A 26658-nucleotide genomic window follows, 5' to 3' on the forward strand; every position below is an offset into this window, starting at 1 on the left:
CATCCCCTTAAAGCCAAAGGCTCCATGAAAGGAGCCTTTTTATTAATTGCAAGAAGTAGAATCGTTACGCTTTTTTCGCCACAATAGCTCTAACGGCTTCAAGATCTTCTGGCGTATCAACGCCTGCTGCTGGCGCTTCTTTAGCGACTGCAACGTGGATTTTCTCGCCGTACCAAAGCACTCGTAACTGCTCTAGGCATTCAATTTGCTCTAGGGCACTTGGCGCCCAGTTTACGTAAGTATTAATGAAACCTGCGCGGTATGCATAGATACCGATGTGACGCATCAATGGATTCACGATAGCTTTGTCTTGCTTTGCGAAGTTATCACGATCCCAAGGAATTGTTGCTCGGCTAAAGTACATGGCATAACCACACTCATCAGCAACGACTTTTACGGCATTTGGGTTGAAGGCTTCATCCTCAGATTCAATTTCAACCGCCAACGTAGCCATAGGCGCATCACTAGCGGCTAAATTATCTGCGACTTGGCGGATGATAACTGGTGGTACCAAAGGCTCATCACCTTGAACGTTCACAATAATGTGGTCAGCAGGAATAGCCATTTTCTCTACCACTTCCGCTAAACGCTCTGTACCAGATTCGTGGTTTGGCGAAGTCATACAAACTTTGCCACCGAATTGCTCAACCGCCGCAGAAACTCGCTCATCGTCAGTAGCAATGATCACGTCATCAGCGCCAGCTTGCATTGCTTGTTCGTAAACCCATTGCACCATTGGTTTACCACCGATATCAGCCAGTGGTTTACCTGGTAAACGGCTCGAAGAGTAACGAGCCGGTATAACAACCGTAAAAGACATTAACGCCCCTCATCCATGCTCATGATGCGAGCTTCTGGCTCAAGCAGAACAGGAATACCCTCTTTGATAGGGTAAGCAAGGCGATCCAATTTGCAGATCAACTCTTGATTATCTTTATCGTAAGTCAGCTTACCTTTACACACTGGGCAAGCCACAATCTCAAGCAGACGGTGATCCATAAGTCGCTTTAACCTCTTTTATTCGATTTAAAATTCGCTCTGCATCTTTAGGCTCAAATTGAGCAGATACAGGCAGATACCACCAATTGTCTTGTGCGTAGTCGCAACATTTGACAGCATCTTTCTCTGTCATAATCACATTCGCCCCTTGTAGAGCCAATGCTTCAAGTTCTTTTTGGTCAAAGTCTTGATGGTCAGCAAAACCTTTCGTGACTTTAACATCCGCATGCATTGATTCTAGTGTATTAAAAAACCGAGGTGGATGCCCGATACCGGCAAATGCCACCAGCGCCTTTAACTCACTCACATCAACTTGCTGCTTGGTCTTTAGGTTGATCGCTTTTGATGGCGCTAGAGACATCGAGATCTCACCCTGATGGGCCAAACCACCATTGGTGATGATAAAGTCAACTTCCTGAAGTCGCTCAACACCTTCGCGCAATGGACCAAGCGGAATCAAACACTCATTACCAAAACGACGATTTCCATCAACAATCACAAGTTCAACATCACGCTCTAGAGCATAATGCTGCAAACCATCATCGGTAATGATGATATCCACGTCTAACTCTACTAGCGCTTTCACGGCGTTTGCACGTACAGGATCGACTGCGACAGGTGCTCCGGTGCGCCGGTGGATGAGTTTAGGTTCATCACCACAATGTTGAGTAGGAGTACCATCATTTAACACCAGCGGATACTGCGGAGCCTTCGCACCGTATCCTCGAGACACCACTCCCGGTTTATACCCCAGATGTTGTAATTGCTCGACCAACCAAACCACAACAGGCGTCTTACCATTGCCACCAGCGGTGATATTACCGACCACCACTACGGGTACTGGTGCTTGATACGCTTGCTTGCGACCAGTTTGGAACTGTTGACGCTTCGCTCTACTGATTGCACCAAACAACACACTGAGTGGCCATAATAATAGCCACAACAGATATTTTAATGGATGATTTTCAAACCAGATTTTTTCAACCACAGCAACTATTCGCCAAACTGGATGCGATGAAGTTGAGCGTAAGCGCCATTCTTAGCAATCAAGTCTGCGTGATTACCTCGTTCAATAATGGCACCGTCGTCTACGACTAGAATCTCATCGGCTTTTTCGATCGTTGACAAGCGGTGAGCAATCACCAACACGGTTTTATCTTTCTGCAGCTCATCTAATGCAGCTTGGATGGCACGCTCAGATTCCGTATCCAGTGCAGAGGTTGCTTCGTCAAGAATCAGCACAGGCGCATCACGCAGCAACGCACGAGCAATAGCTACACGTTGGCGCTGACCACCAGATAAGCTCGCGCCGTTTTCGCCGATCATGGTATCTAAACCATTTTCCATCTTATTGATGAATTCCATTGCGTGAGCCAGCTTCGCTGCACGCTCAATATCGCTGCGCTGGTACTTATCTTCCGTCGCGTAAGCAATGTTGTTTGCTATGGTGTCATTGAAAAGATGTACGTTTTGCGAAACCAAAGCAAACTGCTCACGCAAGTTCTTCAATTCATAGTCACGAATATCACGGCCATCTAATGTAATCGAGCCACTGTCCACGTCATAAAAACGGTTAAACAAGTTCGCAATGGTACTTTTACCTGAACCTGAACGCCCCACTAGAGCGACCGTTTTACCTCGTGGAATATCAAAACTGACATGCTCTAGAGCCGGCTTTTCTGAACCTACATACGTGAAGCTGACGTCTTTCACAGATACATCACCCTTCGCGCGCTCAACCGTGTATTTACCTTCGTTTTTCTCTGGTTCTAAATCGATCAGAGCAAACAAAGTTTGGCTTGCTGCCATACCACGTTGGAACTGAGAAGTTACGTTTGTCAGTGCTTTAAGTGGGCGCATCAAACCAAACATCGCAGAAAAGACCACGGTAAAAGTACCCGGAGTCAACTGCTCTTTGATTGAATCAATGCTTGCGAGATAAAGAACAGCAACAATCGCAAATGATGCAATCATTTGAATGATTGGGTTTGCCGCAGCCTGAGCCGTTACCAACTTCATGCTTTGTTGACGCATTTGGTTGCTGACTTTATCAAAACGTTGACGTTCAATGTCTTGACCACCGTAGCTCAATACGACTTTGTGCCCTTTTAACATTTGCTCAGCCGATGCGGTCACATTACCCATCATCGTTTGCATGTTCTTAGAGATTTTTCTGAATCGCTTAGAAACGACACCAATACCCCAAGCAACCACAGGCGCTACAGCAAACAGCACTAATGACAACTGCCAGCTGTTGTAAAACATCAGAACAAGCAAACCAATAATGCTTGCGCCCTCACGTACGATGCTCACTAACGCTTGGCTCGTCGCCGCAGAGACTTGCTCTGAATCGTAAGTGATTCGAGAAAGCAAGTTACCCGTTTTTTCTTTGTCAAAGTACGATACAGGCATGTGCATAAAGTGATTAAACACCATGCGTCGTACTAGCATCACCACATTGCCAGAGACCCAACTCAAACAATAAGTGGAGATAAAACCACTCGTGCCACGAATGAACATCATGACAAATATAATTAAAGGAAGTGTACGTAGAAAATCAGAATCCGCATTACCAAAACCTTCATCGAGAAGCGGTTTTAGTAGGGAAATCATATAAGTATCAGAGATAGCATTAATCACTAATGCAATGACGGCAACGATAAGGCCAGACTTGTAAAGGCGGATAAATTGCCAAAGACGTTTAAACGTCTGCCAAGTCGTTTCATCAGTATTTATCGACATAGAAGTGCTTTATTTTCTTACAGTAAGACTCTTATTCTACTCGGTTACGCAGCATCTGCCTATACCAAGGCTCAATTGTCTCACGACGTTTACTTTCAAAACGCCAGTTATTGCCATCAAGTAAGATTGTTATTTGGCCATCACTTCCAGTGTCTAACCAACTAACACCACTGTCGGTATAGGCTTGAACGACTTCAGGTGCGGGCATTCCCCACTGGTTTAGTTTTGCCGTTGAAGCAATAGCCAAGCTAGGCTCAACAGCATTGATAAACTTAAGGTTAGAAGAGCTTTTGCTTCCATGATGCGGCACTAGCATTGCATCACTGCGCAGCTTTTCTGGCTCTCGAAGCAGTATCCATTCGCTGATGGCTTCGATATCACCAGTGAACAACATTTTAAAACCTGAACTAGGGTCTTCCAGACTGATGACACAAGAGTGGGGGTTGTATGCACGTACAACAGGTTTAGGAGGCCAAAGTACCTCCATGTTCAACCCTTGCCACTTCCATTTCTCAGCAGCAATACAAGGCTGATAATGTAAAAAGCTCTGGCTGCTTAGTTTGTGTTTAGGTGAAAAGTACTGCTCTATCACTTTTCGGCCGCCAGCATGGTCATTATCAGCATGACTTAAAATCATCGTATCGACACTTGAGTAGCCTCTGCGATGCAGTACTGGCGTAATCACTTGCTCAGCTATACTGCCGTTTTGCCAAGCCTTGCCCGTATCATAGAGTAAAACTCTCCCCTCTTTTTCAACCAGTACCGCCAACCCATGCCCGACATCAAGTACATCAATACGCCAAGTTTGGTTATATTGCTTAGGAAACAACCCGGTCATCACAACAATTACACAGACAAACATCCAAACGTAACGAGGCATAACATGTCTTAAAACGAGCACGACACTCACTACAGCAATAACAAATGTCCACTCGGCACTAATGGGTTGCCAAGTTCCTATGGCATATCGAACCGACCAACTTAGTGGCACAAGGAATACGTCAAGCAAATACCATAGAACCGTCGCCAACATAGGAAAGAGCAATGACGCGATTAAAGCAGCAAACATGATTGGAACGACAACAAAGCCAAACCAAGGAATGAAAACCAAATTGTAGACTAAAGAAGACCAGCTAAATCCAGAGAAAAAATAGCCACTGATCGGGACAATCAATAAGCTCAGTATCAGTTGAGTCAACAGAAGTATCCGCAACTTTCCCAAACGACCTTCCTTCGAGTCTTGCACTGTGTTAACCGCAAACAAAACGGCACCAACGGATAAATAAGACAGCCAAAAACTCAAACTAAAAGAAGCAAAAGGTTGGAAGAAAAGTTGCAACGCCACAGCCAATAACAGTACGCGCCATGGACTCCAATGAACAAGCCAATACTTCAAAGCAAGATAGATGATACAAACAGAAACGGCTCGGGTCGTCGGCAAAGAAAAATCAGCAAGCCAAGCGTAAACAATGGCAAACGCCAACCCACTCACTGATGGTAGAAACCAATATCGCGGCATAACAAGCCGAATAAGCCCACCAAGGGCGAGCCCAAACGTCAATGCCATCCCAATGTGTAAACCAGAAATTGATACAAGATGCAGTAGTCCGCTGTCACGCAGAGACTGCCAATCCTCTTTGGTAAGCCCAGTGCGATCAGCAAAAGCCAGTGCTTTAATTAGAGCAAAATGCTCAAGGCGAGAAATATCACGCTCAACAGTTTGAATAATCGACTCGCGCCAAGACGAAGAAGTACGAATGACCCAGTGTGAATCTTTAGTTACGACCGCTCTTGCAACAACACCACTTCCCATTGATTGCTTTTCTGCGTCGAAACCCGCTTCATTTCTGAGGCCGATAATGGGCTTAATCAAAACGTTAGTCGTAAACTCACTGTTAACAGCTAGTGGGAATGGCGTTATAAGGCGGACTTTAGGTTTAAGAAAAGGTAACAGAGTGTGAGTATTCACTTGTTTTATCGCTACGACACCTTCATATCCATGACTTATTTGCGTAAAAGAGCTGTCAACTCTACCAATTATGGTACTATTCTCACCTGCTTGAAAAAGGGCTTGTCTCTGATACTCCATAATATTGCCGTGGACGATGACAACCATAAAGCCCACAATTACGCCTATGCTAATTAAGCCTCGACGTAATTTAATTATTGAGCCAGTGGTAATTATTCCCAGCAGCAACCAACGCCAATCCGGCATCGTCGGCCACCATGCAGACGAAATTACGCTCGCGACAAATAACGCCAAGGTCCAACTTTTTTCTAAGAGAGTCATGTCGTCCTATGCCTAGAAAGCTGATAAAACGCTTCATGCCTGATCACGAAGTGATCAAACGCCAAAAAGCATTGAAGGTCTTCGGCAATGTGTTATACAACCCGAACCTTTGGTGCTTAAACCGTCGCTCTGCGTCAGGTGCTTTTGCCGTTGGCCTATTTATGGCGTTTGTCCCGCTTCCGAGCCAGATGATCATGTCTGCCGGTTTAGCCATTTTAATGGGCGTAAATTTACCTCTGTCAGTCGCTCTCGTTTGGGTCAGCAACCCTATTACCATGCCAGTCTTGTTTTACTTTGCTTACAAGCTCGGTGCATGGGTCATGCATGTTCCACCTCAGCCATTCCATTTTGAGCTATCTTGGGACTTTATCATGCAACAGATGAGCACGATTGGGCCTCCATTCCTATTGGGGTGCGCAATTTGCGGTGTGGGTTCTGCGATCATTGGTTATTTCGGTATTCGCGGATTGTGGCGCTACTCTGTCGTTCGCAGTTGGCAAAAACGAAAAGTAAGATAAGCGGATAAGACGCTAAAATCATTCGTTGCGACATGGCTTGAGGTTCAAACGACAATAAAGCTGAAACGAAATGTAAGCAAAGAATGAAAAGATGCTAATGAATACAAAAAAGGACCATGAAAGGTCCTTTTCTGTATCTAGAGTACTTAGCAAAATAAGTCATCGCTAACAACGATGTCTACGAGGCTAGCTTTCCTTCCTTCGCTACTTAGCACTCAAAACTGCGGCAGGGTTCAGTTTCGCTGCTCGAGAAGCTGGGTACCAAGTGGCCAATAGGCTTAATACTATAGCGGTGGTCGACACCAATGCGACGTCAGGCCAATGCAACTGCGATGGAAGAAAGTCCACAAAGTAGATGTCACCCGATAAAAACTGGTGTCCTATTAAGCCTTCAAGCCCCTTAATGATTGGAGTTAAATTCAACGCAACCAACACACCAACAAGGCTACCGACAAGGCTACCAAACACTCCAGAGAAGACGCCCTGCCAAACGAAAATACGTTTAATCAGACCATCTTTTGCCCCCATCGTACGCAAAATTGCGATCTCTGCTGCTCGGTCCTTCACCGCCATCATCAATGTCGAGACGATGTTGAAACACGCCACACCAATCACTAATACCATGACCAAATACATGATCGTGCGTACCAACTGAATATCACGGTAGAGAAAGCCAAACTGCTGCTGCCAACTCTTCAAATATACGTACACATTCACTAGGTTGCCGACTTCTCGAACGATCGAAGGCGCATCAAGAACATCATCGGTTTTTAGAGAAATTCCAGTTACGCCGTCTCCTAAACGAGCGTATTGCTGCGCATCCGCCAGCGGAACTAAAGCCAATGAATGATCAATTTGGCCGTTCAACGTCAAAAAGCCCGCCACTTTGACGCGCACACGTTTCGGCGCTTGAACTTTATTTGTGCCACCCGTTTGAGGAATCATCAACGTGACGTAGTCACCGACTTGCACCTTCAACTCATTTGCAACTCCTCGACCTAAAATCACTTGCTGTTGACCTGAGTAAAAGTTTTGCCACGCCTCTGGATCAATAAAGTCAGACATGCTCGACACCGCTTGCTCATACGCAGGATCCACACCACGCACTTCAATCGCCTTAAGTTTGCTGCCTTTTTCGGCTAAACCTGTAAAGCGGACGTACGGAGCGGCAGCAACGACATGCTCATGTTGCAGCGCTTGGTTCATCGTCTTGGTGTAGTTCTGAAGTGGCCCGTTAACCCCTTCTAACTCACCATGAGGAATCACGGACAACACACGCGACTGAAGCTCACGCTCAAAACCATTCATCGCCGAAAGGCCAATGATGATCACCGCCACGCCTACTGCAATGCCAATGGTTGAAGAAAGAGAAATGAACGACACCATTTTGTTGCGCTTTTTCGCACGGCTAAAGCGTCCACCAATCATTAATGCTAAAGAAGAGAACAAAACTAGCCCTCCACCGATGCCGATTCGGTCATCAAACGATCCACCAGAAGACCATCTTGCATGTGCATCTGACGGTCCATTTTTGCTGCGAGTTCGTTGTCATGCGTCACCACCAAAAAGGCGATGTTCGACTCTTTGTTTAGTTCACGCATCAAATCGTAAATCGCCAAAGCCGTATTATGATCCAGATTACCAGTTGGTTCGTCAGCCAAAACTAAGTCAGGCTTGTTCACAAGAGCACGAGCAATGGCCACACGCTGGCGCTCACCACCAGACAGCTCTGATGGGCGGTGATCCATACGATGGCTCAAGCCCACTTTCTCAAGCAGTGCTTTTGCCGCCTGCTTAGCTTCTGTCACTTTAGTACCGCCAATCAGCAGTGGCATTGCGACATTTTCGATCGCCGTAAAATCAGCAAGTAAGTGGTGAAATTGATACACAAAACCAAGATGTTTATTGCGCAAAGCAGCCTGCTTATTGGAGCTTAACGCCGACAGGTTCTGCCCTAAAAAATCCACTTCACCTTGCGTAGCGTCGTCCAATGCGCCAAGGATATGAAGCAGCGTACTCTTACCTGAGCCCGATGAGCCAACAATAGAAACGAGCTCACCTTTATCGATATCAAAGCTCACGCCTTTCAACACTTCCGTATCCAACGAACCTTCTCGGTATACTTTACGAATATCACGACATTCTAATAGCTTATTCATAGCGAAGTGCCTCAGCAGGTTTAACAGAAGATGCTCGGTAAGAAGGATAAACAGTAGCAGCCAGACTCAGAGCAATCGCTAGCACTACCACTAATAGAATTTGGAAAGAATCAATCACAATTGGCAAATGCCCGCCAAAGCTGAACAGAGCCACGCCAGCCGATTCCAAAATGGCGTTGAGGTTGAGTGACAACGCCACGCCAACCGCTCCGCCGACAATAGCCCCAATCACACCACTACTTGCGCCTTGCACCATGAAAATCGTCATGACTTGCGATTGCGTCATACCCTGCGTTTTCAAAATCGCGACTTCAGATTGTTTTTCCATCACCACCATGATCAAAGCAGAAATGATATTAAACGCTGCAACGCCGACAATGAGACCCAGCATTAAGCCCATCATGTTCTTTTCCATTTTCACAGCTTGGAAAAGCTCACCACGTTGTGCACGCCAATCACTCCACTGCCACCCTTCAGGCATCGGTTTATCAGCGAAATCCGTCACCATAAATGGGTCAGAGAAAAACACTCGCCAGCCAGATACGGTATCTTTGGGCAGGCGCATTAACTTAGCTGCATCCGCCATATTGACGATCATAAGCTGACCATCGACATCCGAACCGGTATTAAAAATACCAGCCACTGTGAAGTTGCGCTGACTAGGGATTCGACCAAGAGGGGTAAACTGCGTGGCGTTTGTCACCATTAAACGAACTTTGTCGCCAATAGAAACCTTAAGAGAGCGCGCTAAACTGTGGCCAAGAAACACTTTGTACTCTCCCGCTTGAAGAGAAGACAAACGACCAGCAATCAAATGGTTGGCAATCGGGTCGCCTTTCTTAGGTTCAATCCCTATCAAATAACCTGCCGTCAGTTGCGCCGAACTTTGAATTACCGCCTCTCCGCGAACAACAGGTTCTGGCTCAGCAACATCCGACATCGCTTGAATGAATTGCGGCGCAGACTCCGTCAGTGGAGTGCGACCATCATGTTGAGAAATCACCGCGTGAGGAAGAACACCAAGAATGCGCTCTTTCAGTTGTGCTTCGAATCCGTTCATAACCGAAAGCACAGTGACCAACGCCATCACACCGATCGTGATGCCCGCCGTCGACATATAAGAAACAAATCGGCTAAACCTATCTCCGGAGCGTCCCCGAAGATATCTCAAGCCAATAAACAAAGAGATAGGATGATACATACAGGACAAACCAACTGGTTTTCTAATAAGGGCGATTGACCCTAGTTCTAAATAATAAGAGTTATCTTACCTTACTCTTCTCATGAAGAAGACAAGATAATCGCTAAATTTGTCAACGACATGCAATAAGTCTGCATTTAGGGCAAAAAGTTCAAACGCAGTAGTGGTAAACTTGATAACTTCATTCAGTTAGCGATAATCAGTGCCCTATCCCTCTTATTATTCGTGAAATGAGAGTGCTCGCTGGCAACAAAGGACCGATTTATGACAGAGCAAGAATACTTCACCGTTCACCATAACCTCACCATTAACGTGGAAGCCTTGGGGACCGATTTTGCTTTGCCAGACGAACAAACGTTTGTGTCAGAAATTCCTGCGCCTTTTATTGTCGCGAGCGAGTTCAGCCACTTAGATACATTGGCAGATAACGCACGCCTAGAGCTGCAAAATAAAGAGCTTAAACACGTTATTAGTTTGCTCGACACGCAAAACTCAAAGCTCAACTTACTGCTGAGCTTTATGTTGTCTCAACAAGATGATATTTCGGTTCGCTTCCAAACCACTCAATTTGGAGCAAGTCAGTTGAGTTACCGCTCATCAAGCCCAGTTGAAACGGACCAATTTGTCCGAGTAAAACTCTTTCTTGACCATCCTGCTGCGGCAATTTACTGCTACGCTCAAGTCGTAGAGTGTGTCGCCTCTGAGCAAGGGTTCGTCGTCACTCTTAGATATAAAATGCTCAGAGAAGCAGACCAAGATTTGCTCATTAAAGCCGCTTTATATCAACAACAAAAACTTTTACGTCAGCGCTCACTGGAGCGAGATAAAAAATAACTCCTATGACCAAAGCAACGATACTTTCCGTCACCAATCCAACTGAGCGTGGCGACAAAAAACAACTTGGCAACTTACCCGGTGCAGCGCTGCCACTCGCCATTGCCGAACTGGCCAAGCAGCATCCAAGTCACTCACTACTGGTTGTGCCAGATCCGCAGATCGCGTTGAAACTGCAAGCAGAAATCGAACAGTTTACCGACCAACCGGTAAGCCTTTTCCCTGATTGGGAAACGTTGCCATACGACAATTTTTCTCCGCACCAAGAGATCATTTCTGACCGTATTGCTCGCCTATACCAACTGCCAAATCAACGTGGCGGTGTCACTATCGTGCCAGTCAGCACTGTTCTTCAGCGCCAATCTCCGCGAGAATTTTTGTTACAGCACACACTAATGGTCAAAACAGGCGATAATTTCTCGCTAGAAAACCTGAGAGTGCAACTAGAGAACTCGGGTTACCGTCACGTAGACCAAGTATTTGGGCCGGGTGAATACGCGAGCCGAGGTTCGATTCTCGACTTATTCCCGATGGGCAGTGCTGATCCTTACCGTATTGACTTTTTCGATGATGAGATCGACACCATTCGCACTTTCGATCCGGAAAACCAGCGTTCTATTGAAGACATTCAGCAAATCCAATTACTGCCTGCGCATGAATTCCCAACGACGAAAGAAGCGATTGAAGATTTCCGTACTCGTTGGCGCACCCAGTTTGAGGCGAGACGCGAGCCAGAATCCATCTACATGCAAGTCACCAAAGGAACGTGGCCGGCAGGCATTGAATACTGGCAACCACTGTTCTTCGACCATACCGAAACCCTGTTCGACTACTTACCTGAAGATTCGCAGCTGATCACATACGGCGACATTGAAGCAGCTGTCGACACATTCTTAAATGACGTCGAATATCGCTACGATCAAAAGAAAATTGATCCTCTGCGTCCACTTCTTGCCCCACATGATTTGTGGCTCAAGAAAGACGAATTGTTTGCACACTTCAAACAACTTCCTCAGGCACAGCTCAGCCTAGAGAAAGTAGTGAAACGTGCTGGCCGCCAAAACTTAGCGGTACAAACACTGGCAGAACTTGGCGTTCAACAGCAAAACAAAGAGCCATTATCTCGTTTGCGCCAATTCAGCGAACAATTTACGGGCAAAATCATCTTTTCGGTGGAATCGGAAGGTCGACGCGAAGCCCTGACTGAGCTTCTGCAAGGCATCAAAGTTCGCCCAGTGGTGCAAGAATCGCTGTATCACGCTTTGGAGTCAGACCACCGTTTCACGTTGATTCTTGGTTCAGCAGAACACGGCTTTATTCATGACGAGCTGAATTTCGCGCTGATATGCGAAAGTGACTTGCTTGGCGATCGCGTAATTCAACGCCGTCGCAAAGACAAAAAAGCCGTCAACAGTGACACTGTTATTCGCCACCTTGCCGAGCTGAAACCAGGCCAACCTGTTGTTCATATAGACCACGGTATCGGTCGCTACATTGGTCTGCAAACCCTTGAAGCGGGGGGAATGAAAACCGAGTATGTGACGCTTGAATATCAAAACGACGCCAAACTTTATGTTCCCGTTTCCTCGCTAAACTTGATCAGCCGTTACTCTGGCGGCGCTGAAGAAACGGCTCCTCTGCACAAACTTGGCGGAGAAGCGTGGTCGAAAGCACGTCGAAAAGCAGCTGAGAAAGTACGCGATGTTGCAGCAGAGCTACTTGATGTATACGCGAAGCGTGAGCTAAAACCGGGCTTTAAATTTGCCTTGGATCGAGGCCAATACGCGACCTTCAAAGCAACATTCCCGTTTGAAGAAACCGATGATCAAGCCATGGCAATCAACGCGGTGCTTTCCGATATGTGCCAAGCAAAAGCCATGGATCGTTTGGTGTGTGGTGACGTTGGCTTTGGTAAAACAGAAGTTGCCATGCGTGCGGCCTTTGTTGCTACAGACAACAGCAAACAAGTTGCCGTACTCGTGCCAACAACCCTGCTTGCTCAGCAGCATTTTGAAAACTTCCGTGACCGCTTCGCGAACTTGCCAATCCGAGTCGAGGTGCTTTCTCGCTTCAAATCAGCCAAAGAGCAAAAAGTGATTTTGCAAGATGTGGCGGATGGCAAAGTTGATATCGTCGTCGGTACGCACAAATTGCTCTCCAGCGACATCAAATTCAAAGATTTGGGTTTGTTGATCGTCGACGAAGAGCATCGCTTCGGTGTTCGTCAAAAAGAGAAAGTCAAAGCGATGCGCGCCGATGTGGACATTCTTACCCTAACGGCAACGCCGATTCCTCGTACGCTGAACATGGCAATGAGTGGTATGCGTGATTTGTCGATCATCGCCACACCACCAGCACGCCGTTTAGCTATCAAGACATTTGTTCGTGAACGTGAAGAGTCCGTGGTGCGAGAAGCCGTACTGCGTGAAATCATGCGTGGTGGTCAGGTTTACTTCCTGCACAATCAGGTTGAAACCATTGAAAAAACGGCAGAAGACTTACAAAAACTCATTCCAGAAGCCCGTATTACCGTGGCACACGGCCAAATGCGTGAACGCGAACTGGAACGTATCATGAATGATTTCTACCACCAGCGCTTTAACGTGTTGGTGTGTACCACCATCATTGAAACGGGTATCGACGTTCCGACGGCCAACACAATCATTATGGATCGTGCTGACAACCTTGGCTTGGCGCAACTGCATCAATTGCGTGGCCGTGTTGGTCGCTCTCACCATCAAGCTTATGCTTATTTGTTAACGCCACATCCAAAAGCAATGACCAAAGATGCCATTAAACGTCTCGATGCCATTGCTTCACTGGAAGACTTAGGCGCGGGCTTTACTCTGGCAACGCACGATTTGGAAATTCGTGGCGCTGGTGAACTGCTTGGTGACGAACAAAGTGGTCAAATTCAATCTGTTGGTTTTACACTGTATATGGAAATGCTTGAACAAGCAGTCGAAGCTTTGAAAGAAGGTAAAGAGCCATCATTGGATGATCTGCTTCGTGAACAAACAGAAGTAGAACTGAGAATCCCTGCGCTACTGCCTGATGATTACATTCCAGACGTCAATACGCGTCTGTCGATGTACAAACGAATTGCGAGTGTGAGCGACAGCGATGAGCTATCCGAATTAAAAGTTGAGCTGATCGACCGCTTTGGCTTACTTCCTGATGCCGCGAAGAACTTACTGGCTGTCTCAGAATTGAAATTTGCCGCAGGTAGTATTAAAGCGAAGAAGATAGAAGCCCATGATAAAGGTGGATTTATCGAGTTTTACCCTGATGCTGACATAAATCCAGCGTATTTAGTTAAACTCCTGCAATCACAGCCGCAAAAATTTGCAATGGAAGGTCCAACTAAGTTCAAGTTTAGCGTACCATTGGCGGACCGACGTAAACGCATTCAGTTTGTACAAGACTTACTGAATGATTTTAAACAGAATTTATTACCAACGAGCTAATAGTCGAATGAGAATATTGATCCCGTTATTGCTTCTATGTGTCTCAATGCCTTCTTGGGCTGCGCGTCAATTTGATATTGAAGTAATTATTTTCAAGCGAGCAGTCGACGCTGAAAGCACTACTGAATCTTGGCCAAACCAACTGCCTAAAATCGACATGGAAAATGTCGGCAGTTTGGACAGCGAAGCCTACCGCCGCTCTAAAGGCGTAACTCTGTTACCTCGCTCTTCTTTCCGCTTAAACGCACAAGAAGCGGCGCTGAACAATCACGCCGGATTTAAAGTGCTAAAACACGTAGCATGGCGTCAAGGTGATCGAGGGAAAGCAAGCGCGCCAATCTTTCGAATTGTAGGTGGTCGTGATTTCTCTGGCTCTTACAATGCAGACGGTAGTCCGATTAATGGCAATAACAGCTACTCTAGCGACGGCTATAACGAAGAAACCATCAACGGCCCACTGTATGAGTTAGATGGCAAATTCCAAATTTACGTGCAGCATTACTTGTTTGCAGAAACCACGCTGGATTTGCGTGAACCAAGCGTCCGTGAAGTTCGCTTTGAGTCTAAATCAACTGACCAGTTGAATGATGAACTCGGTGATGTTGACGGCAACGTTCAAGTGGGTAACCTCGCAGAAATCTCACCAACGGTGACTGAAGAAACCTTCTTAAAGAGCTACCGATTGGATCAAAAACGCCGCATGAAAAGCAGCGAAACGCACTACTTAGACAACCCTCTAATGGGAATGATCATCCAAGTGCGTCGAGTTAACTAAACTTCGACAGTTCTACAAAGCGCAGCAATCGCTGCGCTTTGTTTTATCTGCCACTTCATATCACCTAAACTCATTTAATCACAACCATGCCAGTAGTCACTCGGTTTGGAGCCTTAGCCTTTGAGCGAAGTAAACCCAAGCCAACAACTACAATGACCTAAGGAACGAAAGGTCGGTATCTCTAAAATCAGCAATGGAAGTCGTATTTATTCATGAGCCCAGATTTTGAAATCATCACCCCTCGCCTAGCCCTTCGTCTTATCCCAGCAGATGACGCTCACTCGCTACAACGATTGCTCTCCCAATCCCCATCTTTGCATACTTGGCTTGATTGGTGTGACGCAGAAGTCTCGCTAAAAGATGCCCAAGACTTTCTACTAGCAACACGTTTAAATTGGGTCAAAACGGAAGCATTTGGTTTCGGTATTTATGATAGAGATAGCAATACCTTGCTGGGAATGGCAGCCGTGAATGAGCTTTACCATACGTTTAATATGGCGAGTATTGGTTATTGGGTAGCAGACCGTTACCAAAGACAAGGCTACGCTCAAGAGGCGATTAAAGCGTTGGCAGAATTTTGTTTTGCGAAACTGAGCTTAACTCGTATTGAAATCGTTTGTGATCCTGATAACAACGCCAGCCAAGCGTTGATCGAATCCGTTGGAGCAAAAAAAGAAGCCATCGCCAGAAATCGATTTATTTTCCATGGCAAACCAAAAGATGGCGTCGTGTATTCACTTCTGCCAACAGATTTGCTGTAAGACAGCGGTAAGCGTTGGAAGGTGTAAGCCTTATTTGGGACGGGACAAAACAGAAAATAAAAAGCCACCGACTTGCGGTGGCTTTTTATTTTCTATGGTTTCAACACTGAAACTGGCTGAATCGCCGATATTAGTGAAGCTTAAGGTTTGGACGCAATACACGGTTAATGCGGCCAACCAGCATCATCAAGCCTGTTTTGAACACGCCGTGAAGTGCCATCAAGTGCATGCGGTATAGTGAGATATAAACAACACGTGCAATACGGCCTTCAACCATCATCGACCCTTTGGTTAAGTTACCCATCAAGCTACCTACTGTAGAGAAGCGGCTTAGAGACACTAAAGAACCATGGTCTTTGTACACGTAGTTTTTCAACTCACGACCATTTAGCTTCGCCACAATGTTGCTGAACGCTTGGCTAGCCATTTGGTGCGCAGCTTGCGCACGAGGTGGCACAAATGAGCCGTCTGGTTGTGTGCATTGCGCCAAGTCGCCGATAACAAAAATATCGTCATCACGCGTTGTTTGCAGTGTTCCTTTCACAACCAATTGGTTAATACGGTTTGTTTCTAGACCTGCAATGTCTTTGATGAAATCAGGTGCTTTGATACCCGCAGCCCAAACCATGATTTGCGCAGGAATTTTTTCGCCATCTTTGGTAGTTAGGCCGTCTTTCTCCGCCTTAGTCACCATCGTTGCTGTACGAACGTTTACGCCCAGCTTAACAAGCTCTTGATGCGCCGCAGACGAAATACGTGGGGGCAATGCAGGAAGAATGCGCTCGCCCGCTTCAATCAGGTTAACATTCAGCTTGCTTGAATCTAGATCACCAAATCCGTAAGTGCGAAGTTCTTTCACGGCATTGTGCAGCTCAGCCGATAGCTCAACGCCCGTTGCGCCAGCACCAACGATCGCGATATCCACTGTACCGTTACCGTTTTTCGCATGCAGCTTTAGGAACTCATTGTTCATTTCTGTACGGAAACGGTGCGCTTGTTCTGGGCTATCTAGGAAAATACAGTTTTCGCGAACGCCTGGAGTGTTGAAATCGTTCGATGTTGAACCAATCGCCATCACTAGAAGATCGTATTCTAGCTCGCGGCTTGGCATAAGAAGTTCACCGTGCTCGTCTTTCAGCTCACTTAAAATGATCACTTTACGTTCACGGTCGATGTCTTGAAGGCTACCCATTTGGAAATCGAAGCTATGGTTTTTCGCATGAGCACGGTAGCTCAAAGCGTCAACACCTTCGTCCAAAGAACCCGTTGCAACTTCGTGCAACAGTGGTTTCCACAAGTGGCTCGCTTTACGGTCTACTAGCGTAATTTGCGCACGGTTCTTACGACCAAGAGTACGGCCAAGCTTAGTCGCCAACTCAAGGCCACCAGCACCGCCGCCTACAACGATAATGCGTGTCACAATGATTTTCCTCTACAAAAATGAATATATGGGGTTCAGCCCGATGTCTCACTCACAGCAAATCTGCAGTAAAACATCCAACCGATGAATTCTTGGTTCTTAGAGGTGTCTCAGCTTGTTTGGATTAAAACGGATGCCTATGTTTTTCGTTGTTATTACTGTTTGTTCATTGGGCATCATTTACATCGCCTGAAACATACGATTCCAGACAAAAGTGGGCAAGTTTCTCACTCGCTCTCAATTTTTTTTGATATTTATCAAATTATTTTAGTCTGGTTCATTATATAGAGCCATCCTTTGAAGGCAACCAAAATCCTTACTCTGGATGCGGATTGACTACTTTTCGACTACTCTACAACAAGGTATTCGTGCCACATAGTTCGTCAGTAAGAAAACCATAGAAAGAACACAATATTCTTGCCTTTAAACGGCTGAAAATGTGAGCTGGAATAATCCAGCAAAAAGCGAAATGGGACAGATAGAAAAACAGCACTGCAAGCAGTGCTGTTTAAATCGTAAACAATGAGTTTTGCATACTAGGTATTTTTGAACTCTTTCATCGCTTGAAGATGCTGAGAGATTTTCTTGAACTTATGTGACTGCGATTCATCCCAGATGATGTCGTAGTGCTTTTCTAACTCAGAAGCCGTTTTTGTATTGTCATGAATTTCATCTTCTTTCGACAAAATCACTAAACAGCGCCCTTGGTTTTTAGCTCTGAACTGATCTACACACTTCGTTGCAATATCTTCGTATTCTTCTGGGCGATCGATGCGACCAGCCATGGTGTTTTCTGGATGTAAGTTCGGATTGAACATCACTTGCTTAATACCACACAAGAAACCAATACGCTCAGACCAATACCCACCAAGGCCAACCCCACAGATAAGTGGATTAGGATCATCAGACTGATCGATGACCTTTGACACTTCTTTTAGCAGGTGCTGCATGTCATGTTTAGGATGAAGCGTACTGTAATTAATGAAACGAACATCGTCATCGATGAACTGTAGTTGAAGAACTTTTTCGTGGTTACCTGGGCTTGTACTATCAAAGCCGTGCAAGTAAATAATCATGTGTACCTCTCCCTGTAAAATCTGGTACTTTTTTTAAAACTACCACTATTTCCTTACTGATAAAGGGGAAAACGTCACGAGTTCTCAAAACAGTGATCTTCTAAACACAATAAGTCTTTAAACTCTTGCGCACTGTTTAAGTATTGTTCATCTCCCCATAATTTATAAGCAAGCAAGTACCAAAGCATTGCCATCACTAAAGTGCGGGGTTGCCACGCTTTTACTCCTTCAAGCCAAACTGAGGTATTTTCAATATTTCGAATCTGGCAATAGCGTTCAACCGACTCCTCTATTGGCGAATCGGTAATTTGCAAAATGAGCGTTAAATCCAATCTTGGGTCTGCAAGGCTTGCGTACTCCCAATCAATGACTTTCACGCCCTGCTCTCCCCGAACTAGGTTGTAACACCCCAAATCAAAGTGACACAGCGCTAACGGAATTTGTTCAACACTAGGTTCAGAACGCCAGTGTTTGTATAGGGTTTCAAATTCCGAACCGACGTACTTTCCTTCTAACTCCAACCAATAATGATCAATTCGCGAGATGTAAGAAAATGGCACAACAGGTATGGAGCTCGAATGGTATTGATGAATGGTCGCCGCGATGGGTAAGAGTTCTTCCAACTCGATGCCATCTTTTGTCAGCGTGATCCCATCGATCCACTCCACTAACAACCCTTGCTCATGAACGAAGATCGGCTTTGGCCCGAGATTTAGCGGCTCGATCGCATGAAGAACTTGATACTCGTTATGACGAGAGATAGAAAAAGCCTTGCATACGTTGCTGGTCGGTCGCCAGACATAAGCAAGGCCTTGAGAAGATTCCAACCGCCAACAGCGGTTAGTGAGCCCGCCGGTGACGGTTTGCACCTTCACCGGTGGTTCTGAAAAGAAGCCATCTAACGCATTTAAGCTCGGATCTAACTGTTTTGCTTGTTGCCAAGAAAACCACGCCATCGATGACTTCTCCATTATGGTCAATTAAAGGCCAAATAGGCTCTTAGATTGCTCTTTGCGGATTTCTGTTTCATCAGCCCATTCGATTAGGCCTGTTTCCAAATCCATCAAACGCATTGTCATTTTGTAGTATACATCTTTATCGCTACCTGCATTTTTCACGATGCTAGAAAGGTTACCGTAAAGCATGTATTGCGCACCGACCATTTTACCAAACTGAATTGCTGTACTTTGGTTAACAAGCTCGTCCGTATTTTGGAAGTTAAGTTGTTCACGAACCGATTCTACGCGGTCCATATCAACAAAGCGGAATTTGCCTGAGTTCAGCATTTTAGTTGAGATAGTATCAGTGATCGATTCAGTGTCGATGTGCTCACTGGTTTTGTTCTTGATTCGCTCAACAAACACGATTGGACGTTGGTCACGAGTAATTGCTGCTACTGAACCTGACATCATCATGCTGTCTACCATCTCGCCAGCAATTTTTTGTAGGTCCGTCGAACCGAAATCGATGGTTGTCGTTTCAGTCGCTTGTGAATCACCGTAAGAGACTTTGTTAGAACAACCACCCAAAATAACGGCTAGACCTAAAAGAGCAATAATACTTTTTTTCATGAGAGTTCCTTAGTTATATCAATACCAGCGCATATTGGCGCGGCAGCTACGGCAAAGCCGTTAAGATTAATCGTCTTGTGCTTCTCTAATTTGAACACGGAAATGTGTGCCATTTGGATTGACCGTGACTTCCGAAAGCGTCACAGATTCAAATCCACGCACGATCATTTTGCGCCAAGGCCCCGGTTTGGTGTTCACTTCCAAACCATTGTTGTCGTACCAGTAGAAGCGATAAAGAATGTGCTGGTCACCTTTGTAGTTACTGCTTAACTGCACCACACCACGTGGTCGATCATCGACGTAAGTCGTGGTGATGTTGTCAACCAACAGTCGGCTGCCCAATACGTTATCGTTAAAAAATACGTTTTGTGTTTGGCCATCAACTCGGATCCCAGCAGTGTTGTCCGCACAACCTGCCAAACCGATAATGACTGCTAAGCCAATAAGCCATGCTCTCATTACAATCTCCCTAATTGTTTATGCCATACCGTCGAATGCGCTCCCTGACGAGAAACCCACACCAGTGTGGTTTGCTGCGCTGGTACGTCAAATTGATAGACTTGATCGCCTAAATTTAGCTGCTGTGTACCCGGCTTCACAATTTGTGAGGCTGTCTTCACTTGCGCTGGCAGCGTTTGCCAGCTTCGAGTATCTGGTTGTTCTGTTAATGTATTCCAAACGTTGAAAAGAATATTGCCCACGTCATCGCCTTTTTTCGCTGCTTCTTTTCTGATTCGGTCTTTCGCCCAAACGCGAATGGCTTGGCGAATCACTATTGTCGTTAAGCGTTCATTCAAATCATTCTGAGCCATGGCATTAACGTCAGCCAACATACTAGAAGGCAGCGTTTTTCCATTCAAAGCCACATCACTAAAGCGTGGTGCCCCACGTTTTGGATAATAAGGTAGTGCCAATGAGTAGATTGCGCCATTGCCGCGACTGTCAAAAATAGGTAAATCAATACGCCAACCTTGCAAAGCCTCAACCACACCTTGCTCGTCAATCACAATGACGCGTCCTTGCGACTTATTTAACCCTGTCGGTGCCTTGCCATAGCGTTTTTCAAGCAGACGTAAATCTTCACGCATACCGAGCTTTTTCGCGGCATACATCGTGCTTTCCATAACCTGTTTGTTATCTGGCATCACAGCCAAAGCGCGACGGTAATCCACATAAGCGCTGTTTAGATCGCGTGACGCTTCGTACAACAAACCAGAAAGATAGAAGAGATAGCCGTTTTGCACCGCACTGAGTTTTTTCCCTGCGTCTGGATAACTCGCGAGCACGCTGCCTAAGTTGGCTGACATACCTTGGTTTTTTAGATCTTTTTCTGCCGACTTCAGCTCTTTTTCACGCGCTTTTCTCGCCGCTTCCTGAACTTGGTTGGCACGACGAACTTCGACGAGTGCGCCTTCTAAATCATTTTTTTGTAGATAGTTCAGACCAAGGTATAAATGCAAAAAGCCGAGTTCGTAGTCTGCAGGTTGGTATTCGTTAAGATTGTCGTTTACAGCGAGTGAACCTACGCTCGTCGCTGTTTCAGAAACAGAAATGGTTGCTCGGTCTTGTTGAACACGTACCGCGCGGTCGCTATCTTCGAGAGCTTTGAGGCTGGTTGGATAATCTTTCGCAAGGAATGAAATACGACCCTTTTCGAAATTGCCAAGGATCTCGCCACCGACGTCGCTCGATTGGAGTTGCTCAGCGTTGGCATAATTGCCAGCAACAACTGCCTGATAAACTTCTTGATTCTGGTCGCTGTAGTGGCTAAACAAATTGCCCGCAGACAAATTAGCGCAGCCAGACGCCATCAAGACCCAGCTAATCAGTCCAAACAGCTTCACACCTAATTTCACATTTATCTCCGCAAATGTGTGCTCAGAAAAGAATATAAATAGGGTGGCATAGGCACCACCCTTTTCAAATTAGCTTAGCTCAATACCATTGGACCTAAAGGACGACCGCCTAGTAGGTGCATGTGGATATGGTAAACCTCTTGGCCACCATGAGGGTTGCAATTAAGGATCAAACGGTAACCGTCTTCAGCAATGCCTTCTTCTTTCGCAAGCTTCTTCGCCACAGTGAATAGGCGTCCCATCATTGCTTCGTCTTCTGCTTCCACATCGTTCGTTGTCGGAATCAACTTGTTCGGGATGATAAGAATGTGGCTTGGCGCGCGAGGGTTAATATCGCGAAACGCGGTCACTAAATCATCTTGGTAAAGAATGTCTGCTGGGATTTCTTTACGAATAATTTTACTAAAGATAGTTTCTTCCGCCATGGGGACTCCATTTTATAAAGGTGTGTAACCCATTTAGTATGCTCCAACCCAAAGCTGAGCTCAATAAAAAACAGTGTTCACTTAACATTATCAATCTAATGCTAATAAACGAAGCTTTTTTTGTCGTATGCGTCATAAAACGTGCGTCACGAACTCAATACAATCCAATGAATTTTGTTACTTTTTTAAGACAATTCTTATTTATGTTGTCTATTTTTGGGAGAGGAAGCTCACTTATGCGAGGTTCAGTTATTAAAAGGATGTATGCGGGCTTTGCGCTGATAATCATCCTGTTTGCTGTCACAATTGCCATTATGATGGGGGGAATGCACGATATTCACGGGAAATTTGAAACCGTCTCTAAATCATCGTTGCCCCTTGTATCGTTATCTAACCAAACCAGTGTGGAACTGCTTTCTGCCGACAAGTCTTTTAAAGATTTTCTGACCACTGAGAATAAACAGCGCATGGAAGAAATGCGTCAGGAGTTTGCGAGATCTCAACAACGTTTTGAATCCACTTTGGCGCAGCTCGAATCAGCAAGCCAGATCTACCCTTCTCTTGCCGAACCTTTTTCTCAACTGAAGACGCTAGAGCAAAGCTACTTTACCGAAGCACTCGAAGCGATGGACAACTATGAAGCAATGTTTTCAGCACAAGAAGAAGTGCAGAAGTCATCGCGCCGCTTTCAAAAACTCAACACTGAACTTTCTGTTGGCCTGAAAGAATACGTTGCAGACCAATCGAGTATTTCAGTGAAGGTTATGGCGAAAAGCTACTTCATCAAACTCAAAGATGCCGAAGTGATCACTTCCGATGCGCTGGCCAGCTCCAATCCTGAGTTTGTTACGCAAGCGGTAACGAAAAACCGTAAAGCAGTAACGCACTTGAACTACGCGTTCCGTGGGTTGGTCACTCAGCTTCCTGAGTTAGAAAAAGCTTTTGGCGAATCCGTAGAACAATTTACCCGTGACGTAGGTATGCGTGGCGGTGTGCTAGACCAACACAACAACTACCTCAACGCTCGCGCAGCTCTATATGACAACATTGCGAACTTAGCTAACAAAGTCGATTCTACGATGGCTATCCTTGAGCAATTCACAACGACAGCAACAGACAAACTAAACGAATCTCTTGATGATGCCGGTGACATTTACTCTGCTGGCGTGACGAAAGCGATTGTGATTGGTGTAGTTGTGGTTTTGTTTGCGGCGGCTATCGGCTATCACATCGCGCAAAGTGTGCGTGAGCCATTAACACGTATTCTCAATGCGCTAGAGAGCCTAACTAAAGGCGATATGACGCAACGTATTGATATTCGCTTTAACAACGAGTTCAGCCGCGTTAGTGGCCATATCAACACGTTAGCGGACAGCTTGCACGACATTCTAGTGAAGCTAAATGAAGCATCAGAAAACTTAGCCTCGACCGCGACAACGAACGAACGAACGTCTTCTCAAGCGCAATCTAAGCTGAATGCACAACGTGAGCAGACCGCCAACGTGGCAACGGCTATGACCGAGATGTCTCACTCGGTTCAAGAAGTTGCGCAAAGCGCTCAAGGCTCTTTGGAAATGGTTCAACGTGTTGAGTCTGCATCCGAAGAAGGCCGAAATGTCATGAGTAGTAACATTTCGACCATCAATCAGCTAGAAACGCGCCTTCACGAGTCCGTGTCTGCCGTTTCTGAACTGCAAAAGATGAGTGGTCAAATTGGCTCAATTTTGGATGTCATCCGCAACATTGCTGAGCAAACCAACTTGTTGGCACTCAATGCCGCGATTGAAGCAGCACGTGCAGGTGAGCAAGGACGCGGATTTGCCGTGGTAGCCGATGAGGTACGTGTGCTGGCATCAAAAACCACACAATCCACCACAGAAATCGAATCGATGATCAGCAATCTGCAATCGAGCTCTCAGTCAGCCAACCAAGTGATTCAAAGCTGCATGAGTGATATGGAAATGTCGGTTGAGCAAGCCTCGAAAGCGAACAGTTCAATGGAAGAGATCCAAGCACTCATTATCGAAATCAGCCAAATGAGTACGCACATTTCTCAAGCGGCAGCAGAGCAAAGCGAAACCTCAGCAGATATTGCGCGCAACATTGAATACATCAACAATATTGCGGATGAAAGTTACCACGCGATGTCAAGCATCACTCATACGAGTGAATCTCTCACTCAGCTTGCTCATCAGCAAAATGAATTAGTCCATCGCTTTAAATTGTAAATTTTTATGCAATAGTTGATGCAACCAGCTGTATAAGGGCGACTTTTTATGAAGTCGCCCTTGTTTTTTCTCGGCCTTGTCTACATATGGGTAATATGGCCTGCTCATCCCTTGCACTTCTCTTTTCGAGCGGCCACACAAAAAGGAAAATCTATGGCTGTTCATGTTGGTATTATCGACCAAGACCCAGTGAGATTGGTCACTCCTCTATTGGATAATCGCACTTTAAGCACACATATCGTATTCATTGGTGACAAAACACAGGTAGATATGTTTGACCGACTGAGTAGCGTGTTAGAGCAGCGAGAGATTACTTCTGAGTTTTTTGAAATTCCGTCTGCTGTCAATACAACCCTGATTAAACAATCGATTCAAAAGCTCGCGAAAGATCTTCACGACCGTGGAGAAGACGTCAAACTGAACGCAAGCTGTGGCCTTCGTCATCGATTGTTGTCGGTTTACGAGGTTTTCCGTACTTATCGCTGGCCTATCTTCGTAGTTGAACCAAACAGTGACAAACTTTGCTGGCTTTACCCAGATGGCAAAGAAGATACGCAAGTTGAAGACCACATTACTATCTCCGACTACCTAACCATTTTCGGTGCGCGCGGCGAGTTCCACCACGTAGACCTTCCTCCTCTTCTTGATCAAAAACTGTATGAGCTTGGCGAACGCTGGGCGTCAAATGCGCTAGAATTGGGCCCAGGCTTGGCGACACTCAACTACCTTGCGACAACCTGCCGTAAGGAACAGAAGCTGGATGTGGAGCTCTCTGAGAAGCAACAAGGCTACCGTGAACTCAACATGCTGCTGTCGGATCTTGTCGAAGCACAGATCGCGACTTACGAAAATGGCATTTTGACCTTCGCGAACGAAGACGCACGTCGATTCTCTAACGGCGAATGGTTGGAGACCCTGGTTCACAGCACTGTGAAGCAAATCCAAGACACTATGCCAACGATTCAAGATCGCTCTTTGAATGTTCAGGTATATCGTAAGCTGGGTGAAAGTGAAGTACGTAACGAGCTAGACGTAGCAACGGTTGTAAATAACAAGCTGCACATCATTGAGTGTAAAACGAAAGGCATGCGCGATGATGGTGACGATACGCTGTACAAACTGGAATCTTTGCGTGACCTGCTAGGCGGTCTACAAGCACGCGCTATGCTGGTGAGCTTCCGCCCTCTTCGTCACAATGACATTACACGTGCAGAAGATCTTGGCCTTGCGCTTATCGGCCCTGAAGAGCTGAAAGATCTCAAAACGCATCTTGCAAAATGGTTTGAAGCCGCTGGCGGTTCTGACGAAATTTAGTCGCCCTCTAAAAACACGAAAGCAGCTCACTGGAGCTGCTTTTTTAATGCCTGTTTTTAGTGCCTATCCTAGCTTCAATCACTTTGCGTTTCAGAATCTAGAAAACCGCACCTTGAACAAGGCGCATAGAAAAACCCAGAGGTAAGCCTCTGGGTTTTTCTGTTTGTTTAAATGCCAACTAAAGTGAGCGCTTAAAGCATTTTACGTGCTGCTTCTACTACAACTTTAATTGAGCGAGCTTCCGTTTCTTTCAGTGTTGAATGATCTGGAATCTCTTTTTGTGTACGGTTGATGATTACACCCGCCACACAACCTGCTTTCAGGCCAGAACTTGCACACATGGTAAGTAGCGTTGCTGATTCCATTTCGAAGTTCAGCACGCCCATGTCTTGCCACTCTTTCATAGAGCCTTGGAAACGCTTCACAACACGACCAGTGAATGTGTCGTAACGCTCTTGACCTGGGTAGAAAGTGTCACTTGAAGCAGTCACACCCATATGAACTGTTGCACCAGATTCTTCAACTGCTGCTTTCATCGCGGTTGCAACATCAAAGTCTGCAACTGCTGGGAATTCCATTGGAGCGAAGTGTAGGCTTGCACCATCTAGACGAACAGAGCCTGTTGTCACGATCATATCGCCTACGTTTACGTGTGGTTGAATTGCACCAGTCGTACCTACGCGTAGGAATGTGCGAACACCAAGCTGTGCTAACTCTTCTACTGCGATAGAGGTAGATGGACCACCGATACCTGTTGAACAAACCACAACTGGCTTACCGTCTAGCTCTGCGCGGTAAAGCGTGTATTCGCGGTGACTTGCTAGGAATACAGGGTTTTCCATTTGTTCTGCGATTTTTTGAACACGCGCTGGATCACCTGGAATGATGGCTAGAGTTGCACCATTAAGATCAGCTTCAGTAACACCTAAATGGAATACAGCTTGAGACATATGTCGCTCCTTATTGTGGCTTATTTTGTAAACAATAAGCTCATTAGTAAGTTGTTGGGTACAGGAGCACTG

Annotated in this window: 23 protein-coding genes; 7 read left to right on the forward strand and 16 right to left on the reverse strand. The window is 45.8% G+C overall.

Translation table 11 applies throughout. The features are described 5' to 3' along the window. Nucleotides 1-64 precede the first annotated feature (64 nt). From kdsB to BIW15_RS16485, 5 genes are read right to left on the reverse strand one after another with little or no spacing between them, the layout of a single operon-like run. Nucleotides 65-820 (reverse strand): 3-deoxy-manno-octulosonate cytidylyltransferase, encoded by a 756-nt coding sequence (gene kdsB / locus BIW15_RS16465; RefSeq protein ID WP_047732979.1) that lies wholly within the window; start codon nucleotides 818-820, stop codon nucleotides 65-67. Further along, nucleotides 820-999 (reverse strand): Trm112 family protein, encoded by a 180-nt coding sequence (locus BIW15_RS16470; RefSeq protein ID WP_023585387.1) that lies wholly within the window; start codon nucleotides 997-999, stop codon nucleotides 820-822. The genes kdsB and BIW15_RS16470 overlap by 1 nt, the downstream gene beginning before the upstream one ends. Then, nucleotides 980-1987, reverse strand: a complete 1008-nt coding sequence (gene lpxK / locus BIW15_RS16475; protein ID WP_023585386.1) for a tetraacyldisaccharide 4'-kinase — start codon at nucleotides 1985-1987, stop codon at nucleotides 980-982. Before lpxK ends, BIW15_RS16470 begins: the two co-directional genes overlap by 20 nt. A gap of 5 nt (nucleotides 1988-1992) precedes the next feature. Then, nucleotides 1993-3741 carry a lipid A ABC transporter ATP-binding protein/permease MsbA gene (gene msbA, locus BIW15_RS16480; RefSeq protein ID WP_077281302.1) on the reverse strand — a complete coding sequence of 583 codons (1749 nt, stop codon included), beginning with the start codon at nucleotides 3739-3741 and terminating at the stop codon, nucleotides 1993-1995. Nucleotides 3742-3772: 31 nt separating this feature from the next. Next, nucleotides 3773-6031 carry a DNA internalization-related competence protein ComEC/Rec2 gene (locus tag BIW15_RS16485; RefSeq protein WP_077281303.1) on the reverse strand — a complete coding sequence of 753 codons (2259 nt, stop codon included), beginning with the start codon at nucleotides 6029-6031 and terminating at the stop codon, nucleotides 3773-3775. Nucleotides 6032-6039: 8 nt separating this feature from the next. Between BIW15_RS16485 and BIW15_RS16490 the strand changes: the two genes are divergently transcribed. Next, nucleotides 6040-6549 carry a DUF2062 domain-containing protein gene (locus BIW15_RS16490; protein ID WP_005456245.1) on the forward strand — a complete coding sequence of 170 codons (510 nt, stop codon included), beginning with the start codon at nucleotides 6040-6042 and terminating at the stop codon, nucleotides 6547-6549. Nucleotides 6550-6753: 204 nt separating this feature from the next. On the opposite strand, the gene lolE is transcribed toward BIW15_RS16490, so the two are convergent. Genes lolE through lolC form a run of 3 tightly spaced genes read right to left on the reverse strand, consistent with a single transcriptional unit; the run spans nucleotide 6754 to nucleotide 9909 of the window. Further along, nucleotides 6754-7998 carry a lipoprotein-releasing ABC transporter permease subunit LolE gene (lolE, locus tag BIW15_RS16495; RefSeq protein WP_015296461.1) on the reverse strand — a complete coding sequence of 415 codons (1245 nt, stop codon included), beginning with the start codon at nucleotides 7996-7998 and terminating at the stop codon, nucleotides 6754-6756. A gap of 2 nt (nucleotides 7999-8000) precedes the next feature. Next, nucleotides 8001-8708, reverse strand: a complete 708-nt coding sequence (gene lolD / locus BIW15_RS16500; RefSeq protein WP_020904029.1) for a lipoprotein-releasing ABC transporter ATP-binding protein LolD — start codon at nucleotides 8706-8708, stop codon at nucleotides 8001-8003. After that, nucleotides 8701-9909, reverse strand: a complete 1209-nt coding sequence (gene lolC / locus BIW15_RS16505) for a lipoprotein-releasing ABC transporter permease subunit LolC (protein ID WP_029785989.1) — start codon at nucleotides 9907-9909, stop codon at nucleotides 8701-8703. Before lolC ends, lolD begins: the two co-directional genes overlap by 8 nt. A gap of 264 nt (nucleotides 9910-10173) precedes the next feature. Between lolC and BIW15_RS16510 the strand changes: the two genes are divergently transcribed. The 4 genes from BIW15_RS16510 (at nucleotide 10174) to BIW15_RS16525 (ending at nucleotide 15746) form a co-directional block, all read left to right on the forward strand. Continuing rightward, nucleotides 10174-10743 (forward strand): PilZ domain-containing protein, encoded by a 570-nt coding sequence (locus BIW15_RS16510; RefSeq protein WP_005488461.1) that lies wholly within the window; start codon nucleotides 10174-10176, stop codon nucleotides 10741-10743. Between the two features lie 5 nt (nucleotides 10744-10748). Beyond that, nucleotides 10749-14210 (forward strand): transcription-repair coupling factor, encoded by a 3462-nt coding sequence (mfd, locus tag BIW15_RS16515; protein WP_077281304.1) that lies wholly within the window; start codon nucleotides 10749-10751, stop codon nucleotides 14208-14210. Between the two features lie 7 nt (nucleotides 14211-14217). After that, nucleotides 14218-14985 (forward strand): peptidoglycan binding protein CsiV, encoded by a 768-nt coding sequence (locus BIW15_RS16520; protein ID WP_021449347.1) that lies wholly within the window; start codon nucleotides 14218-14220, stop codon nucleotides 14983-14985. A 212-nt stretch (nucleotides 14986-15197) separates the two neighbouring features. Further along, the gene (locus BIW15_RS16525) at nucleotides 15198-15746 is read left to right on the forward strand and encodes a GNAT family N-acetyltransferase (protein ID WP_005481806.1); all 549 of its coding nucleotides are present in this window, start codon (nucleotides 15198-15200) and stop codon (nucleotides 15744-15746) included. Between the two features lie 130 nt (nucleotides 15747-15876). Here BIW15_RS16525 and BIW15_RS16530 read toward each other — a convergent pair whose 3' ends face one another. From BIW15_RS16530 to hinT, 7 genes are all read right to left on the reverse strand, one after another. Then, entirely contained in the window at nucleotides 15877-17166 is a 1290-nt protein-coding gene (locus tag BIW15_RS16530) for an NAD(P)/FAD-dependent oxidoreductase (protein ID WP_005456272.1), read from the reverse strand. A 536-nt stretch (nucleotides 17167-17702) separates the two neighbouring features. Further along, a complete protein-coding gene (gene ycfP / locus BIW15_RS16535) occupies nucleotides 17703-18242 on the reverse strand; it encodes an alpha/beta hydrolase YcfP (protein ID WP_005456278.1) in 540 nt (179 codons plus the stop codon). A gap of 74 nt (nucleotides 18243-18316) precedes the next feature. After that, nucleotides 18317-19198: a thiamine kinase gene (thiK, locus tag BIW15_RS16540; RefSeq protein ID WP_005495931.1), complete on the reverse strand. Its 882-nt coding sequence runs from the start codon at nucleotides 19196-19198 to the stop codon at nucleotides 18317-18319. 24 nt (nucleotides 19199-19222) lie between these two features. Further along, nucleotides 19223-19813 (reverse strand): penicillin-binding protein activator LpoB, encoded by a 591-nt coding sequence (lpoB, locus tag BIW15_RS16545; RefSeq protein ID WP_005456187.1) that lies wholly within the window; start codon nucleotides 19811-19813, stop codon nucleotides 19223-19225. Between the two features lie 66 nt (nucleotides 19814-19879). Further along, nucleotides 19880-20272 (reverse strand): YcfL family protein, encoded by a 393-nt coding sequence (locus BIW15_RS16550; RefSeq protein ID WP_005456243.1) that lies wholly within the window; start codon nucleotides 20270-20272, stop codon nucleotides 19880-19882. Beyond that, nucleotides 20272-21669: a COG3014 family protein gene (locus BIW15_RS16555; RefSeq protein ID WP_077281305.1), complete on the reverse strand. Its 1398-nt coding sequence runs from the start codon at nucleotides 21667-21669 to the stop codon at nucleotides 20272-20274. The genes BIW15_RS16550 and BIW15_RS16555 overlap by 1 nt, the downstream gene beginning before the upstream one ends. Before the next feature lie 74 nt (nucleotides 21670-21743). Further along, entirely contained in the window at nucleotides 21744-22094 is a 351-nt protein-coding gene (gene hinT, locus BIW15_RS16560) for a purine nucleoside phosphoramidase (protein WP_005461572.1), read from the reverse strand. 236 nt (nucleotides 22095-22330) lie between these two features. Here hinT and BIW15_RS16565 point away from each other — a divergent pair, with 236 nt between their 5' ends. Further along, nucleotides 22331-24322, forward strand: a complete 1992-nt coding sequence (locus tag BIW15_RS16565) for a methyl-accepting chemotaxis protein (protein WP_015296455.1) — start codon at nucleotides 22331-22333, stop codon at nucleotides 24320-24322. A 153-nt stretch (nucleotides 24323-24475) separates the two neighbouring features. Continuing rightward, nucleotides 24476-25636: a DUF1887 family protein gene (locus tag BIW15_RS16570; RefSeq protein ID WP_005461150.1), complete on the forward strand. Its 1161-nt coding sequence runs from the start codon at nucleotides 24476-24478 to the stop codon at nucleotides 25634-25636. 191 nt (nucleotides 25637-25827) lie between these two features. On the opposite strand, the gene udp is transcribed toward BIW15_RS16570, so the two are convergent. Beyond that, a complete protein-coding gene (gene udp / locus BIW15_RS16575; RefSeq protein ID WP_005461152.1) occupies nucleotides 25828-26586 on the reverse strand; it encodes a uridine phosphorylase in 759 nt (252 codons plus the stop codon). Nucleotides 26587-26658 lie beyond the last annotated feature (72 nt).

Source organism: Vibrio sp. SALL6, from assembly GCF_002002385.1.
Taxonomy (GTDB): domain Bacteria; phylum Pseudomonadota; class Gammaproteobacteria; order Enterobacterales; family Vibrionaceae; genus Vibrio; species Vibrio parahaemolyticus.

Bases quoted from the DNA above. Each gene is read 5' to 3' on its own strand.
- kdsB (WP_047732979.1), bottom strand. From the start codon at position 820: ATGTCTTTTACGGTTGTTATACCGGCTCGTTACTCTTCGAGCCGTTTA.
- lolD (WP_020904029.1), bottom strand. From the start codon at position 8,708: ATGAATAAGCTATTAGAATGTCGTGATATTCGTAAAGTATACCGAGAA.
- lolC (WP_029785989.1), bottom strand. From the start codon at position 9,909: ATGTATCATCCTATCTCTTTGTTTATTGGCTTGAGATATCTTCGGGGA.
- thiK (WP_005495931.1), bottom strand. From the start codon at position 19,198: ATGGCGTGGTTTTCTTGGCAACAAGCAAAACAGTTAGATCCGAGCTTA.
- BIW15_RS16570 (WP_005461150.1), top strand. From the start codon at position 24,476: ATGGCTGTTCATGTTGGTATTATCGACCAAGACCCAGTGAGATTGGTC.
- BIW15_RS16520 (WP_021449347.1), top strand. From the start codon at position 14,218: ATGAGAATATTGATCCCGTTATTGCTTCTATGTGTCTCAATGCCTTCT.
- udp (WP_005461152.1), bottom strand. From the start codon at position 26,586: ATGTCTCAAGCTGTATTCCATTTAGGTGTTACTGAAGCTGATCTTAAT.
- BIW15_RS16490 (WP_005456245.1), top strand. From the start codon at position 6,040: ATGCCTAGAAAGCTGATAAAACGCTTCATGCCTGATCACGAAGTGATC.
- BIW15_RS16470 (WP_023585387.1), bottom strand. From the start codon at position 999: ATGGATCACCGTCTGCTTGAGATTGTGGCTTGCCCAGTGTGTAAAGGT.
- ycfP (WP_005456278.1), bottom strand. From the start codon at position 18,242: ATGATTATTTACTTGCACGGCTTTGATAGTACAAGCCCAGGTAACCAC.
- BIW15_RS16510 (WP_005488461.1), top strand. From the start codon at position 10,174: ATGACAGAGCAAGAATACTTCACCGTTCACCATAACCTCACCATTAAC.
- hinT (WP_005461572.1), bottom strand. From the start codon at position 22,094: ATGGCGGAAGAAACTATCTTTAGTAAAATTATTCGTAAAGAAATCCCA.
- BIW15_RS16485 (WP_077281303.1), bottom strand. From the start codon at position 6,031: ATGACTCTCTTAGAAAAAAGTTGGACCTTGGCGTTATTTGTCGCGAGC.
- BIW15_RS16525 (WP_005481806.1), top strand. From the start codon at position 15,198: ATGAGCCCAGATTTTGAAATCATCACCCCTCGCCTAGCCCTTCGTCTT.
- lpoB (WP_005456187.1), bottom strand. From the start codon at position 19,813: ATGAAAAAAAGTATTATTGCTCTTTTAGGTCTAGCCGTTATTTTGGGT.
- mfd (WP_077281304.1), top strand. From the start codon at position 10,749: ATGACCAAAGCAACGATACTTTCCGTCACCAATCCAACTGAGCGTGGC.
- BIW15_RS16550 (WP_005456243.1), bottom strand. From the start codon at position 20,272: ATGAGAGCATGGCTTATTGGCTTAGCAGTCATTATCGGTTTGGCAGGT.
- BIW15_RS16565 (WP_015296455.1), top strand. From the start codon at position 22,331: ATGCGAGGTTCAGTTATTAAAAGGATGTATGCGGGCTTTGCGCTGATA.
- msbA (WP_077281302.1), bottom strand. From the start codon at position 3,741: ATGTCGATAAATACTGATGAAACGACTTGGCAGACGTTTAAACGTCTT.